This window comes from Streptomyces sp. M41(2017) (genome assembly GCF_002078175.1).
GTDB lineage: Bacteria > Actinomycetota > Actinomycetes > Streptomycetales > Streptomycetaceae > Streptomyces.
Genome location: NZ_MWFK01000001.1, coordinates 4568175 through 4583048, shown reverse-complemented (window position 1 = coordinate 4583048; position 14874 = coordinate 4568175). Strand labels below are relative to the sequence as shown.

General features: G+C 73.6%; 13 protein-coding genes. 3 read left to right on the top strand and 10 right to left on the bottom strand.

The annotated features are described in order from the left end of the window. Positions 1-10 precede the first annotated feature (10 nt). From B0675_RS19965 to B0675_RS19950, 4 genes are all read right to left on the bottom strand, one after another. The gene (locus B0675_RS19965; RefSeq protein WP_081220177.1) at positions 11-493 is read right to left on the bottom strand and encodes a methylated-DNA--[protein]-cysteine S-methyltransferase; all 483 of its coding nucleotides are present in this window, start codon (positions 491-493) and stop codon (positions 11-13) included. Between the two features lie 62 nt (positions 494-555). Then, complete coding sequence (locus tag B0675_RS19960) at positions 556-2034, bottom strand: AlkA N-terminal domain-containing protein (protein WP_081221893.1); 1479 nt, start codon at positions 2032-2034, stop codon at positions 556-558. A 174-nt stretch (positions 2035-2208) separates the two neighbouring features. Further along, the gene (locus B0675_RS19955; protein ID WP_241539817.1) at positions 2209-3279 is read right to left on the bottom strand and encodes a lysylphosphatidylglycerol synthase domain-containing protein; all 1071 of its coding nucleotides are present in this window, start codon (positions 3277-3279) and stop codon (positions 2209-2211) included. After that, positions 3276-4784 (bottom strand): hypothetical protein, encoded by a 1509-nt coding sequence (locus tag B0675_RS19950; protein WP_081220176.1) that lies wholly within the window; start codon positions 4782-4784, stop codon positions 3276-3278. Before B0675_RS19950 ends, B0675_RS19955 begins: the two co-directional genes overlap by 4 nt. A gap of 235 nt (positions 4785-5019) precedes the next feature. On the opposite strand from B0675_RS19950, the gene B0675_RS19945 reads away from it, so the two are divergent. Both B0675_RS19945 and B0675_RS19940 read left to right on the top strand, forming a co-directional pair. After that, positions 5020-5397 carry a BlaI/MecI/CopY family transcriptional regulator gene (locus B0675_RS19945; protein WP_081220175.1) on the top strand — a complete coding sequence of 126 codons (378 nt, stop codon included), beginning with the start codon at positions 5020-5022 and terminating at the stop codon, positions 5395-5397. Between the two features lie 78 nt (positions 5398-5475). Then, positions 5476-6438 carry an endonuclease/exonuclease/phosphatase family protein gene (locus B0675_RS19940; protein WP_107482680.1) on the top strand — a complete coding sequence of 321 codons (963 nt, stop codon included), beginning with the start codon at positions 5476-5478 and terminating at the stop codon, positions 6436-6438. A gap of 57 nt (positions 6439-6495) precedes the next feature. Here B0675_RS19940 and B0675_RS19935 read toward each other — a convergent pair whose 3' ends face one another. From B0675_RS19935 to B0675_RS19915, 5 genes are all read right to left on the bottom strand, one after another. Next, a complete protein-coding gene (locus B0675_RS19935; protein ID WP_081220174.1) occupies positions 6496-7002 on the bottom strand; it encodes an O-acetyl-ADP-ribose deacetylase in 507 nt (168 codons plus the stop codon). Continuing rightward, the gene (locus tag B0675_RS19930) at positions 6999-8408 is read right to left on the bottom strand and encodes an NAD(P)/FAD-dependent oxidoreductase (RefSeq protein ID WP_081221890.1); all 1410 of its coding nucleotides are present in this window, start codon (positions 8406-8408) and stop codon (positions 6999-7001) included. Before B0675_RS19930 ends, B0675_RS19935 begins: the two co-directional genes overlap by 4 nt. A 190-nt stretch (positions 8409-8598) precedes the next feature. Beyond that, a complete protein-coding gene (locus tag B0675_RS19925) occupies positions 8599-9465 on the bottom strand; it encodes an inositol monophosphatase family protein (protein WP_081220173.1) in 867 nt (288 codons plus the stop codon). A gap of 87 nt (positions 9466-9552) precedes the next feature. Then, entirely contained in the window at positions 9553-11373 is a 1821-nt protein-coding gene (locus B0675_RS19920) for a gamma-glutamyltransferase (protein ID WP_081220172.1), read from the bottom strand. Between the two features lie 92 nt (positions 11374-11465). Continuing rightward, a complete protein-coding gene (locus B0675_RS19915; protein WP_081220171.1) occupies positions 11466-12140 on the bottom strand; it encodes a DUF4232 domain-containing protein in 675 nt (224 codons plus the stop codon). Positions 12141-12487: 347 nt separating this feature from the next. On the opposite strand from B0675_RS19915, the gene B0675_RS19910 reads away from it, so the two are divergent. Beyond that, a complete protein-coding gene (locus tag B0675_RS19910) occupies positions 12488-13159 on the top strand; it encodes a hypothetical protein (protein ID WP_081220170.1) in 672 nt (223 codons plus the stop codon). 22 nt (positions 13160-13181) lie between these two features. Here B0675_RS19910 and B0675_RS19905 read toward each other — a convergent pair whose 3' ends face one another. Next, a complete protein-coding gene (locus tag B0675_RS19905) occupies positions 13182-14714 on the bottom strand; it encodes an NCS1 family nucleobase:cation symporter-1 (protein ID WP_081220169.1) in 1533 nt (510 codons plus the stop codon). Positions 14715-14874 lie beyond the last annotated feature (160 nt).

Genomic DNA, 14874 nt, shown 5'->3' with positions numbered 1-14874 from the left:
GGCGGGGCGGTCAGAAGAGGGCCGCTCCGCTCTCGAAGTCCAGCAGGCGCTGCTTGCGGTCCAGACCGCCGCCGTAGCCCGTGAGGCCGCCGTTCGCGCCGACGACGCGGTGGCAGGGCACGATGATGCCGACGGGGTTCCTCCCGTTGGCGAGGCCGACCGCGCGGGAGGCGCCCAGGTTGCCGAGGGCGTCGGCGAGTTCGCCGTACGAGCGGGTCTCGCCGTAGGGGATCTGCCGCAACCGGTCCCACACGCTGCGCTGGAACGGTGTTCCCGCCAGCCGCAGCTCGACGGTGAACTCCTTCAACTCGCCCGCGAAGTAGGCGTCGAGCTGCTCCCTCACCTCGCCGAAGAGGGTGTCGTCGCGCTCGCCGAAGGTCTCCTCCTGGGGGCGGTGGCGCTGGCCGACCATATAGAGGCCGCACAGGACACCGTCGTCGGCGACGAGGGTGAGGGGCCCGTAGGGGCTGTCGATGACCATGTGCTGTTTCACTGGGGGTCCTTGCTGCGTGGTGGCCGTGGTGACGCGTACCGCGCGGCGGGCAGGGGGCCCGCTCACGCGGGGAGGAAGTTGATCGGGTGACTGGCCGTGGCCCACAGGTACTGGACCGCGTAGGCCCGCCAGGGGCGCCAGGCCGCGGCCCGAGCGGTGAGGGCCGCGGGCGTGGACGGCAGACCCAGCTCCTTGGCCGCGTACCGGATGCCGAGGTCGGTGGGGAGGAAGGCGTCCGGGTCCCCGAGGGCCCGCATCGCGATCACGTCGACGGTCCAGGGGCCGAACCCGGGCAGCTCCAGCAGCCGCGCCCTGGCCTCCGCCCAGTCGCTCTCCATCCCCAAGTGCAGCCTTCCCTCGGCGAGTTCGGCCACCAGGGTGGTGAAGGTGGCGCGGCGGGTCCGGGGCATGGCGAGCGACTCGGGGTCGAGCGCGGCGAGCGCCGCCGGCGTGGGGAAGAGGTGGGTGAGGCCGCCCTCCGGGTCGTCGACCGGGTCGCCGTGCGCGACGACCAGCCGGGCCGCGTGCGTCCGGGCGGCGGCCGTGGACACCTGTTGCCCCAGCACGGCCCGTACGGCGAACTCGGCCTCGTCGACCGTGCGCGGCACCCGGCGGCCGGGCGCCTTGCCGACCAGGGGTGCGAGCACCGGGTCCCCGCGCAGTTGGTCGTCGACGGCGACCGGGTCGGCGTCCAGGTCGAGCAGGCGGCGGCAACGGCTGATCGCGACGGGCAGATCGCGCAGGTCGCTGAGGCTGAGCCGGCACGCGATGTGGTCCGGCGTGGGGGTGAGGCCGACGATCCCGTGTCCGTAGGGCAGCCTCAGGGTCCGCCGGTAGGCGCCGTCGCGCCACTCCTCCACACCGGGTACGGCGGTGGCGGCGAGGTGTCCGAAGAGGTTGTCCGGATGGAGCGGGGCGCGGAACGGCAGCCGGAGGTTCAGGACCCCCGGGGTGTGCGTGACTCCCGCGGTCCCCTTCCTGGGCAGGCGGGCCCGCAGCTCGGTCGGCGACAGGGCGAAGACCTCGCGCACCGTGTCGTTGAAGGTGCGGATCGACGAGAAGCCCGCGGCGAAGGCGATCTCGGCCATCGGCAGCGGCGTCGTCTCGATGAGCAGCCGGGCGGTCTGGGCGCGCTGCGCCCGGGCGAGGGAGAGGGGGCCCGCGCCCAGTTCGGCGAGCAGCTGCCGCTCGATCTGCCGGGTGCTGTAGCCGAGGCGGGTGGCGAGGCCGGGCACGCCTTCGCGGTCGACGATCCCGTCGCCGATCAGCCGCATCGCGCGGGCGACCAGGTCGGCGCGGTGGTTCCACTCGGGCGAGCCGGGGCTGGTGTCCGGGCGGCACCGCTTGCAGGCGCGGAACCCGGCCTGCTGACAGGCGGCCGCACTGGGGAAGAACGTCATGTTCTGCGGCTTCGGCGGCACGACCGGGCAACTGGGCCGGCAGTAGATCCTCGTGGTGGTGACGGCGGTGAAGAACCATCCGTCGAAGCGCGCGTCCTTCGACTGGACGGCACGCAGACAGCGCTCCGTTTCGGTGTGCATCCCGTTCTGCATGCCTCAAGCATCCGTCACCCCGGAGGGTCGGGCTGGCGGAAATCCGACATCAGGCTCGCCCGGCCTGCACCCCGGACCATCCCCTCGCACGCTCGTTCCCGGACGCCGCGGGGGTGCGGCGCTGTGGCGGTACGGGGGTGGCGCGGTGTGGCGGCGTACCGCTCACAGGATTCGGCGCCGGACCAGGACGCCCAGCGTCACCAGCCCCGGGACGAGGGGGAGCCAGCTGGTCAGCAGCCGGTAGCCGAGCACCGTGGACGCCGCCGCGCCGAGGGGCGCGCCCGCGAGGGTGAGGGCGAGGGCGAGCGCGGCGTCGAGGGAGCCGAGGACGCCGGGGGTGGGCAGCAGGACGGCGGCGCTGCTCGCGGCGAGGAAGGCGAGGGCCACCCGCGCGGGCGGCAGGGGCAGGCCGATGGCCTGGGTGACGGCGACGACGACGGCGGAGTGCAGCGCGGCGGACCCGAGGGAGCCGCCCCACAGGGCGGCCGCCCGCGCGGGCACCTCGTGGACGGCGCGCACGTCGAGCAGGACGCGGCGCACGGCGCGCCGCAGCGGTCCGGCCAGGAGCACCACGGCGACGGCGGCCACCGCGACGGCCGTCGCGCAGGCCGCCACCGTCCACGCCGTCACCGGGGCCCGCGGGATCCGCAGCGCGCCGGGGCAGACCAGTGCGAGGCCGGCGATCAGACAGCTCCGCGCGACGGCTCCGGCACCGGCCTTCACGGCGAGCGCGGTCGCGGCCTGGGGGACGGGCAGGCCGCAGCGGGTCAGGAAGCGCAGGTTGACGGCGCTCGCGCCGAGTCCGGAGGGCAGGACGTGGTTCGCGGAGGCCGCGGCGAACTGCACCGCGACGAGCCGTCCGGCGGGTAACGGCACCGTGGTCGCGCCCTGTTGGGCGAGGGCCGAGGAGGCCCAGGTCGCGCCGGCCGCGGCGGTCGCCACGAGCAGCCAGCCCCGGTCGGCGTCCGCGAGCCGGGCCGCTCCGGACACGACCACGGGCCAGTGCCGGTGGGCGAGGTAGGCCGCGCACACGAGCACGATCAGCGAGAACCCGGCATGCCAGGAGATCCGTCCGCGCGGCCGGGGCGCCGGCTCCGGCAGCGCCGTCGACGGCTCCCCGCCCGGCACGGCCGCCCGCCGGTACACGGCATCACGCCGGTACGTGGCCGCCGGCATGCCGGCGTCGTCCCCGCGCGACGGGGACGTCGACGGCACGCCGGGCGGACCGGTCACGGCGCGCGGCTCCCGGTCAGGGGGGACACGTAGACGTCCAGGCCGCCGGCGCGGTGCGGGGTCCAGTCGCGGGCGTACGCGGGCGGCCGGTTCCCCGGCTTGGTGACCACGGCGAACGGCAGCGAGCGGGCGGCCCGTGCGAGGCCCTGCTCGGTGGCGTTCGCGTTGTGCCCGGCGGCTGCGAGGGCGGAGCAGCGGGTGTAGAAGGCGACGGGGATGGCCTGGTGGCCGGTCAGCCGGCAGGGCGGGCGCACGCCGAGACGGTGGAGTTCCGCCGCCGTCGCGGCCCAGCCCCGGTGCGCTTCCGTGGTGCGCCGCACGGTGGTCTGCAGGACCGCGAACTGGACGGCCAGGTGGGCGGCGAGGCCGAGGGCCACGACGGTCACGGCCACCGGACGCCACGATCTGCCGGGGGCGGCGACGAGGTGGACGACGGCGTCGGCGACGGGGATCGCGAGGAGGGCGTACGCGGGGAGCAGGAAGCGCGGGGCGGCGTAGCCGATCATGAAGAGGTACGGCAGGGCGGCGGTCCCGGCGCAGGCCACGAGCAGCACGGTGGCCGCCGGGCGGCGGGCGCGGACGGCGATCACGAGGGCCAGGGCGGCGGCGAGCGGCAGGGCGAACCACCACAGCGTCGTGGTGGGGCCGGGCAGTCCGCCGGTGCAGGGCCGGCACAGGGCCCGTCCGCCGAGACTGCGGGCCTGGTCGAGGATCGCGATGTTCCAGCCGAGGCCGCCCTGGATGCGGGAGGCGTCGTCGAGCCGCTGTCCCAGGCCGCCGTAGAAGGCGTACGCCTCGGCGATCCACTCGACGCCACCGGCCAGCAGGCCCGCGACAAGCACCGCGAGGGGCCGCGCGCGCCGCCACCGGGGAAGCGCCACGGCGGCGACGAGGAGGGGCAGGGTCGCCCAGACGGCGTCGGTGGGCCGCATCAACGTCATCAGCGCGGCGCTCAGTCCGATGCCCCACAGGGCGGCCCGGTCCGCGCGGTCCGCGGTCGCCCGCAGGAAGCAGCCGGCGCAGGCCAGCGCACCGACGGCGACCCAGTAGTTGGGCATGGCCTGCGGCCCGTAGAAGAGCGTCACCCACAGCGTCGCGAACAGGGCGCCCGCCGCGGCGAGCACTCGCGCCGGGAACAGTCCGCGCCAGACGCGCAGCGCCACGAACAGGGCGAGTCCCGACAGGACGGCGAGGTACACCCGCAGCAGCACGGTCGACGACGACCAGGTGGCGATCGGCGCCACCAGGACGGAGACGCCGCGGGCGCGCGGGGCGCTGAAGAAGGCCGCCGGGGCGTGCCCGGAGACCTGGCTGACATAGACCGTCTCATCCCAGCCGAGGCCCATCGCCGGTGTCACGAGGGCGAGTTGGGCGAGGGTGAAGGCGACCGCGACCAGGGCGAGGAGGCCTGTTCCCGCCGGATGGCCGAGCGTTCGGACGGCGGGGGCGGCGGTCGGTCCGTTGCGCCGGGCACCGAGCAGCGGGACGTTGGGCGTCTTGAGCATCGTCCTCCCTTCAGCCCTACAAACCGTAGGGTTCGGCCGCTCCGCGCTCCATCCGGGCAAGGTAAGAGTCGGGGAAATATGCGACAAGCTACCTCGCACCGGCACAAGACGCCGGGTGGGACGGGCAACCGGGCTAGCGTCGCGCCGCGCCGCCGCCCGGGGCGGCACGCAGGCGGCGACCAGCCCCTGATCCGGAGCCGTTTCGGGCGCCCCTACGCGCTGTAAGGTGAGGGGCATGGCTGGGACAGGCCCCGACAGAAGGGCGCAGCGGCGCAGCGCGGGCATGCTGGAGAGTGAAGTGCTCGCCGCCCTGTGGGCCACCGAGGACGCGCTCACCCCCGCCGAGATCCAGGCCGAGATCGCGGGCGGTCTCGCCTACAACACGGTCCACACGATCCTCAAGCGTCTGTACGACAAGGGTCTGGTGCTGCGTGACGTGGACGGCCGGCGCGGCGCGTACCGGCCCGCCAAGGACGCGGCGGAGCTGACCGCCGCCGCCATGCGCGAGGCCCTCGACCGCGGGCCCGACCCGATCGCCGCGCTCCAGCACTTCGTGACCGCCCTCAGCCCTCAGGAGGAGCAGGCACTGCGGGCCCTCCTGAGGGGCGACTGAAGTCCGGGGCCGACGCGCTTGTGACGGTCCGCGGGATCGGCCCGCCGCTCCCGCCGCCCGCCCGATACGGTCGCGCCCATGACAGCCTCCGAGGCGGATCCCCGCGGCCGGGCGCGTGCCGGCCGGGTGCGGTTCGCGACGTTCAACGTGCTGCACGGCCGGCCGATGCGCGAGGGAAGGCCCGTCGCCCTCCCGTCCGGATACGGGCCCGAGGCACCGCTGGTGCGGGCCGTCGCCTCCCTGGACGCCGACGTGCTGGCCCTTCAGGAACTGGACCGCCTCCAGGAGCGATCGGGCCGGGTGGACCAGGCGCGGGCCGCCGCCGAGGGCGCCGAAGCGCCGTACTGGCGCTACGCGTCCGCGTTCACCGCCGGTGCGGCACCGGCGGGCGGACGGACACCCGAACCGGACGAGCGGGCGCTCCGCGTGTACGGCCCCGGCCGGACCGGCGCCGGGGCAGGGCTGGACGACGGCGTTCCCTCGCACGGCATCGCCCTGCTGTCCCGGCTGCCCGTACGGCACTGGAGAGCGCGCCGGCTGGCACCGGCACCGGTGCCCATGCCCCTGCGGACACCGGGGCGGCGCGGACTCACCATGTCGTGGGACCAGCCGCGGGCCGCGCTGGCCGCCGTACTGGAGGGCGGCCGCGGCCCGTTCACCGTGGTGGCGCTGCATCTGTCGTTCGTCCCGGGCTGGAACGTCCGCCAGTTGCTCGACGTCCGCGCCTGGACGGCCGACCTCCCCGGCCCCCGGCTCCTGCTCGGCGACCTCAACCTGACCGGCGTCCTCCCGAGAGCCGTCCTCAACTCCCCCGCGCGCACAGGCCGCACGGAACCCCGGCGGACACCGGGCGCCTCTCCCGGGCTGTCGCGCTCCTGGCACGACCTGGCCCGCACGCCGACCTATCCGGCGCACCGCCCTCTCGTCCAGTTCGACCACGTCCTCGCGAACGGGATCGCGCCGGACGCGGCCACCGGCGTGGCCACGCCGCCGACCGAGGTCTCCGACCACCGCCCGCTGGTCCTCGAACTGCCCCTGTGACCAGGGCCCGACGGCCCTTCCCGCCGTCCGCCCCCCGGGGCCCGCGGACCCACTGGTTCAGATCCGCGCCTCGAACGCGCCATAAGCGGACTCGTCGAACAGCACGAAACGGACCTCCTCGACATCGGTCCTCGTGGCGCGCACCGTCTCCACCGCGATCCGGGCCGCGTCGTCCATCGGCCAGCCGTAGATCCCCGCGGAGACGGCGGGGAAGGCGACCGTGCGGGCGCCCAGTTCGTCGGCGACCCGCAGCGACTCCCGGTAGCAGGACGCCAGCAGCTCCGAGCGGTCCTCGTCCCGGGCGTAGCGCGGGCCGACGGTGTGGATCACCCAGCGGGCGTCGAGTTCGCCCGCCGTGGTGGCGACCGCCCGGCCGGTGGCGAGACCCTTGCCGTAGTGGCCGGCGCGGAGCCTGCGGCAGTCGGCGAGGATCGCGGGGCCGCCCCGCCGGTGGATCGCCCCGTCGACACCCCCGCCGCCCAGCAGCGAGGAGTTCGCCGCGTTGACCACGGCGTCGGCACTCTGCCGGGTGATGTCACCCTTCACCAGCGTGATCGTGGTCATCCCTGCCTCAGCCTCCTCCACACGGCCTTCGCCGCGTTGTGCCCCGACATGCCGTGCACCCCCGGACCCGGCGGTGTGGCCGAGGAACACAGGAACACGGCCGGATGCGGAGTGCGGTACGGGAACGCGGACAACCTGGGCCGCAGCAGCAACTGGAGCCCGGAGGCGGCACCGCACGCGATGTCACCGCCCACGTAGTTGGCGTCACGCGCCGCGAGCTCGGGCGGTCCGGCCGTCGCACGGGCCAGGACCCGGTCACGGAAACCCGGCGCGAACCGCTCCAACTGCCGCTCGATCGCGTCCGTGAGGTCACCGGTCCAGCCGTTCGGAACATGACCGTACGCCCAGAACACCTGCTTGCCCTCCGGAGCCCGGGAGGGGTCCACCACACTCGGCTGCACGGTGATCAGGAACGGCGCGTCCGGAGCCCGGCCCTCGCGCGAGGCCGCCCGCAACGCCGTACCGATCTCCGCCCTGCTCGCCCCCACCTGCACCGTGCCGGCCGACCGGGCCTCCCGCGCGGTCCACGGCACCGGCCCGTCCAGCGCATAGTCCACCTTGAAGACACCCGCCCCGTACCGGTAACCCTCGTAGTAGCGCCCGAACCCGGCGATACGGGCCAGCGCCGTCGGCGAGGTGTCGAAGACGTACGCGCGCGCGGGCGGCAGATCGTCCAGCCGCTTCACCTCGTAGTCCGTGTGGACGGTGCCGCCGAGATCCAGCAGATAGGCGGTGAGCGCGTCCGACACCGACTGCGAACCGCCGCGGGCCACCGGCCAGCCCCGGGCGTGCGCGGCCAGCGCGAAGACCAGCCCCACCGCGCCCGTGCCGATCCCCCCGAGCGGGGCGATCACATGCGCCACCAGCCCCGCGAACAGTGCCCGGGCCCGCTCGTCGCGGAAACGGCGCATCAGCCACGTCGACGGCGGCAGCCCGGCCAGCCCGAACCGGGCGAGCGTCACCGGGTCCCGGGGCAGCGACGTCAGCGGCAGTGACATGAAGTCGTGCGCCAGGGTGTCCCACTTCGACAGGAACGGCGTCACGAGCCTGCGATACGCGCCCGCGTCACGAGATCCGAACGACGCGGCCGTCTCCGCCACCGACCGCGCCAGCACCGCCGCCGACCCGTCCAGGAACGGGTGCGCCATGGGCAGCTCCGCGTGCAGCCACTCCAAGCCGTACCGCTCCAGCGGCATCGCGCGGAACGCCGGCGAGTTGACCCCCAGCGGATGCGCCGCCGAACACGGGTCGTGCAGGAACCCGGGCAGCGTCAGCTCCTCGGTACGCGCTCCCCCGCCCACCGTGCCCCGCGCCTCGAACACGGCCACGGAGAACCCCCGGCGGGCCAGCTCCACGGCAGCCGTCAGTCCGTTCGGCCCCGCACCCACCACGACCGCATCGAGCATCGACGGCACCTTCGGACTCCTTCGTCAGCCGACGGCCACTGAGGTTCAGGATATGCCGGTGGACCGACGCACCGGACGGCCCGGGTCACCGGGAGCACCCCCGTACAGGCCCGGCAGGCCGCACGCCACCCCCCGGGACGGAACCGGACCCGGCACCTCCGCACGACGGACCCGGCACCCCGCCGACCGCTCAGGCCCCGGCGGCCACCTGCTCGGACCGCGGCTCCAGCAAGGCCACCACCCGACGCGCCGTGGCCTCGTCCCGGGCGGCCGTGAACGGCAGCGCGTTCCCCCCGGTCACGCGGAACGGCTCGCCGCCGAGCGTCCGGTGCGCGCCACCCGCCTCCTCCACCAGCAGCAGCCCCGCCGCGTGGTCCCAGGCCGCCTCCCACGAGAAGGCGGTCGCGTCCAACTCGCCGCGGGCGACCGCCAGATACTCCAGGCCCGCCGAACCGCACGGGCGCGCGACGACCCCCTCGGAACGCAGCCCGAGCAGAGCACGCTTCTGGTCGTCCGTCGTGTAGTCCGGGTGCGACATCGCTATGTCGAGGTCACGGCCCGGCTCGGGCGAACCCGAACGCAGGGGCACACCGTCCAGAACGGCGCCCCTCCCCCGGATCGCGACGGCGAACTCCTCCCGCGCCGGCGCGAACGTCCACGACGCGTGCACCACACCGTCCAGGACGAGCGCCACCAGGGTGCAGAAACCGGAGTCGCCGTGCACGAACTGCCGGGTGCCGTCGACCGGGTCCACGATCCACACCGGCGCCGAGCCCCCGATCGCCCCGTAGCTGGCGGGGTCGGCGTGCACCGCCTCCTCGCCGACCACCACCGAGCCGGGCAGCAGCGCGGTCAACGCCTCGGTCAGGAACTCCTCGGCCTTGCGGTCCGCGTCCGTCACCAGGTCGTGCGGGCCGGACTTCTGGTCGATCTCGTGCGCGGCGAGCTGCCGGAACCGGGGCATGATCTCGGCGGCCGCCGCCCGCCGGATCACTTCTTCCACGTCGGACGTGCGGTGCGCGAGAAACTCGTCGATGGTTTCGATGTCTTCGATCATGGCTCCATCACAGCACGCGCCACTGACAATCCCCACCCCTCCCGGGTACTCGGGGTGGAATCACCATGAACTCCCGGTGCCGGACGATCACCGGCCGACCGCGTACCCCTGCATCCCGCGCGCGTTGGCCGCCGCCGACAGCACACCCGTCTCCGGATCCCGGGCCACCGCGCACAGCCTCCCCTCCGTCCACGCCCCGGCGACCGTCACGTCATGGCCCCGCCGACGCAGCTCCTCCACCACCGCCTCCTCCATGCGCGACTCCACCGTCAGACTGCCCGGACGCATACCCCGCGGATAGAAAGAGCCCGGGAAACTGTCGTTGTGCCAGTTCGGGGCATCGATCGCCCCCTGCAGATCCAGCCCGCCCCGCACCCGCGGACGCAACGCCACCGACAGGAAGAAATGCGTCTGCCACTGATCCTGCTGGTCACCGCCCGGCGTACCGAACGCCATCACCGGCACCCCGTCACGCAACGCCAGCGACGGCGTCAACGTCGTACGCGGCCGCCGCCCCGGAGTCAGCGCGTTCGGCAGACCCTCCTCCAGCCACGCCATCTGGAGCCGCGTACCGAGCGGGAACCCCAGCTCCGGAACCACCGGATTGGACTGCAGCCAGCCACCGCTCGGCGTCGCCGCGACCATGTTGCCCCACCGGTCCACGACATCCAGATGACAGGTGTCCCCCCGGGTGCCCCCGTCCGGCGCCACCTCGGGCTCGGCCGCCGCCCGCGCCACGGTCGGCTCCCCCGCGCCCGGCACACCCAGCGCGTCGAAACCGCCCTCCCCCGAGGCCACCACGCGCGCGTGCCCGCTCATCACCGGCTCCCGGCCACCCGGCCCGCCCGGCCGCAGCTCGAACGACGCCTTCTCACCGACCAGCGCCCGCCGCGCCGCGTTGTACGACTCCGACAGCAGATCGTCCAACGGCACCCCCGCCGCGTCCCCGTACCAGGCCTCCCGGTCGGCCATCGCCAGCTTGCAGCCCTCCACCAGCAGATGCACGTACGCCGCCGAACCGTACGCCGGCAGCTCCGCCGGGAGCAGCGCCAACTGCTGCAACAGGACGGGCCCCTGACTCCACGGACCCGCCTTGCACAGCGTCCAGCCCCGCCAGTCGTACGTCACCGGCTCCTCGTACGTCGCCGACCACCCGGCCAGATCGGCGGCCGTCAACGTACCCACGTGCCGCTCACCGCTGGTGTCCACGGTGGGCCGCTGCGCCTGCCGGACCAACGCCCGCGCGACGAACCCGGAGCGCCACACCTCCCGCGCCGCCTCGATCTCCGCCTCCCGGCCACCGGCACCGGCGACCTCGGCCAGCAGCCGCCGCCACGTCCCCGCCAGCGCCGGATTGCGGAACAGCCCGCCCGGACGCGGCGCCCGGCCACCCGGCAGATACACCTCCGCCGACGACGTCCACTCCGTCTCGAACAGCTCGCGCACGGTCTCCACCGTCTCGCCGACCCGCTCCACGGGAACGTGACCGTCCTCGGCGTACCCGATGGCGTACTTCAGGACGTCCGCGAGCGTCCTGGTGCCGTGGTCGCGCAGCAGCACCATCCACGCGTCGAACGCACCCGGCACCGCTGCGGCGAGCGGGCCCGTCCCCGGCACGAGATCCAGGCCCAGCCCCCGGTAGTGGGCGACCGACGCCCCGGCGGGCGCCACACCCTGCCCGCACAGCACCCGCACCGGACCGCCCGCCGGAGCCAGGACGATCGGGACCTCACCCGCCGGACCGTTCAGATGGGGCTCCACCACATGCAGGACGAAACCGGCCGCGACCGCGGCGTCGAACGCGTTGCCACCGTCCTCCAGGACCGCCATCGCGGACTGCGAGGCGAGCCAGTGCGTGGAGGACACCATGCCGAAGGTGCCCTGGAGCGTCGGTCGGGTCGTGAACATGCCTGCCACCTCGCTGTACGGAGCGATCAACCTCGGCTCCGACTATGACACTTGCCCGCACCCGGACAGCAGAGCGGGCGGCAGGAGCACGATCAGCCCGCCGGCACCCACGCCGTCGCGCCCAGCGTGTTCCGCGGACCGATGTCCAGCGGGTCCGGCAACGGCAGCGTGACGACCGCCTGCCCCGTGCGCGGAGCCACCCGCAGATACGAGCCCTCCTCGGCCGCCATCCGCCAGTACAGACCCGCACGGGCACGCTCACCCGGCCGCAGCACGAACGCCTTCGGCCCCGGATCCGGAGGTGCCATCGGCACCTGGTCCGTCCCCGCCACCGCACGCACACCGCTGACCCGCGCGCCCTCGGGTCCGAGGACCGCCACGACATCCGGGTACCCGTCGACCCTGTACGGCCTTTTCCCGCAGTTCGTGAGGGTGAGCGTCATGCCCCGCAGCCCCATCGCCGCGTCCACCGGACCCGTCCCGAACCGCAGCCCCGACGCGGGACACCCACCGCCCTGCTGCCCGGGCACCACCCGCGACGCAGAAGGCGACGCCGACGGCGACGGCACGGACGACGGGAGCCCGGGCGGCTCGATCCGCAGCGCCCCCGACCCGTCCGTCCCGACCGCGCCCGGAACCGCCGTACGCGCCGGGTCACGCTCACGGTCCAGCTCGGCGGACAGCCCGCACCCGCTCGTGACCGTCATCACCACACAGGCCGCGACGACCTGCCGCACCCACCCGCCCCTCGGACGTATCACGATCATCAGCCGATCATGGCACGCGCCCCCTCCGGACGGCCCCACTCCGACCCACCACAAGGCCGCCACGACCCGACTCCCTTACGGAACAGCCCAGTTGAGGGACACGGAGCCACACCCGCCGCCCACCCGCCACCCACCCGCGACACGATCCCGCACCCCACCCACCCAAGGCCCCGAAAAGGGCAGACTGTCCCACTGCGTCCCCCAACCGGCCCACGCACGACGGCCCCTGTCACCACCCGGGCACGGAGCGAGTTGGCACTTCCCCACCACAGGGACTCGTGTGACACTGGCGTCCCGTCCGCCGTGCGGACCACGACCTCCGCACCGTCCCCCACGAGAAGTGCGCCTTGCGTTCTCTGCCTCTGCCGCTCGCGCTCACCGCGCGTCTGCTGCCCGTCGCCGTGCTCGCCGCCGCGGGCTGGGCCCTGGCCGCGGACCCCTTCGCCGCGACCCCCACCGCCGAGCACAACCCGACGCAGGACGACCCCACCGACACGGCATCGGCACCCTCGACCGCGTCCACCGCCACGAAGACGTACACCGCCTCCCCCGCCCCCTGCGCCGGCATCCCCGTCGCCTCGGTCAAGACCCTCGTCCCCGGAGCCAAGACCGCCGGCCAGGAGATCGCGTCGACCGACAAGTCCCTGCGCCGCACCTGCTCGTGGAACGCCCTGAAGGGCTTCGACTACCGCTGGCTCGACGTCTCGTACGAGATCAAGTCCTCCGACGCCGCCGCGGCGAAGGCCTACAAGGACCGCGTCTCCGACAAGAGCGGCGGCGGAGCCGTCCCCGGCCTCGGCGACTCCGCCTACTCCGTCGTCAACCTCACCACCGAGGACAAGCAGCAGACCCGCGAAGGCGTCGTGATCGCCCAGGTGTCCAACGCCCTGGTCGTCATCACCTACAACGGCAGCGACTTCGAGACGAAGAAGGCACCCGGCACCGACGAGATCAACAAGGGCGCCATCAAGGCGGCCAAGGACGCGGTGAACACACTGAAGGGCGGCCAGAAAGTCTGACCGCCCTCCCGGTCCGCCCCACTCAGACGGCCGCCGCCCGGCCCTTCCCCCGCAGCAGCATCAGCGCCAGATACAGCACCATCGACGTACCGAGCCCGACCGCCCAGCCGTAGTCGGCCAGCGACTTCAGCGCCCCGATGGGACGGCCGTCGACCAGCGGATGGAAGTCGGCCCCGCCCACCGCGAGAACACCGCCGGTCAGGAACGCCACCACGGCACGCCAGTTCCACCCGCCGTCGTACCAGTAACGGCCACCCGCGCGGTACAGGTCCGCGAGATCCAGCCTGGTCCGGCGCAGGATCCAGTAGTCCGCGATGAGGATGCCCGCGACCGTCCCCAGCAGACCCCCCACCAGCCCCAGCCACGTGAAGATGTAACCCTGCGGGTCCGCGTACAGCTTCCACGGGAAGATCAGCACCCCGAGCACGCACGTGGCGAGAGCGCCCATCCGGAAACTGATCCTCCGCGGCGCGACGTTGGAGAAGTCGAACGCCGGAGAGACCAGGTTCGCCGCGATGTTCACCGACAGCGTCGCCACCAGCACGGTGACCAGCGCGAACAACAGCCCCACCACGTTGTCCGTCTTCGCGGCCAGCTGCACCGGATCCCAGACCGCCTCCCCGTACACCGCCTGCGAACCCGACGTCACCATGACCGACAGGAACGCGAACAAGGTCATCGTGGTCGGCAGACCGAGGGCCTGACCCCAGGTCTGCGCCCGCTGGCTCTTCCCGTACCGGGTGAAGTCCGGGATGTTCAGCGACAGCGTCGACCAGAACCCGATCATGCCCATCAGCGACGGCCAGAACAGCTTCCAGAAGTCCCCGCCCCAGCCCAGCTTGGACGGCTGGTCGAGCAACGGCCCGAACCCGCCGGCCTTGCTGCTCATCCACCAGAGCATCACCCCGGCACCGACGAGGACGAAGGGCGCGGCCCAGTTCTCGAAGCGGCGGATGGTCTCCATGCCCCGGTAGATGATGGCGAGCTGCAGCACCCAGAAGAGGGCGAAGGACAGCCACATCGTCCAGGCGTGCCCGCCCACCTGGGAGGCGTTGCGCCACCCTTCGCCGAAGAGCTTGCCGGCGAGGAAGTAGATCGCCTCACCGCCGATCCAGGTCTGGATGCCGAACCAGCCGCACGCCACCAGCGCCCGGACGACCGCGGGAAGATTCGCCCCGCGAACCCCGAAGGAGGCGCGGGCGAAGACCGGGAACGGGATACCGTACTTCGGCCCCGCGTGCCCGGTCAGAAGCATCGGGACCAGCACGATCAGGTTGGCGAGCGCGATCGTGAAGACGGCCTGCTTCCAGTCCATGCCGACGGCTATCAGCCCCGAAGCCAGGGTCCAGGAAGCGGTGTTGTGGGCCATGCCGACCCAGAGGGCGGAAAAATTGTAGGTGGTCCAGGTCCGCTTCTCGACGGGGACCGGGAGCAGGTCCTCGTTCGCATAGGGTCCGCTCGGCGCGGGAGCGTCGGGTGCGATCTCCACGCGGCCGTCGGGAAGCGTGACGTGTCCGGAGCCGGACGGACTGTCCGGAGGAACGGTCTCTGTCATGGGCAGGCCAATCAGTGAGGAGTGACAGGAGAGGCCGTGCGGGGACATCCTGCGGGGGGGGGTGCGCGGAGAGAGCGCCCTGTTCCCCTTCCCGGGACGGCGGGAAGGGGCGAACGGGGGGCGGGCCTCAAGGACCCTGCCATCAGGTCGGACCGTCGAC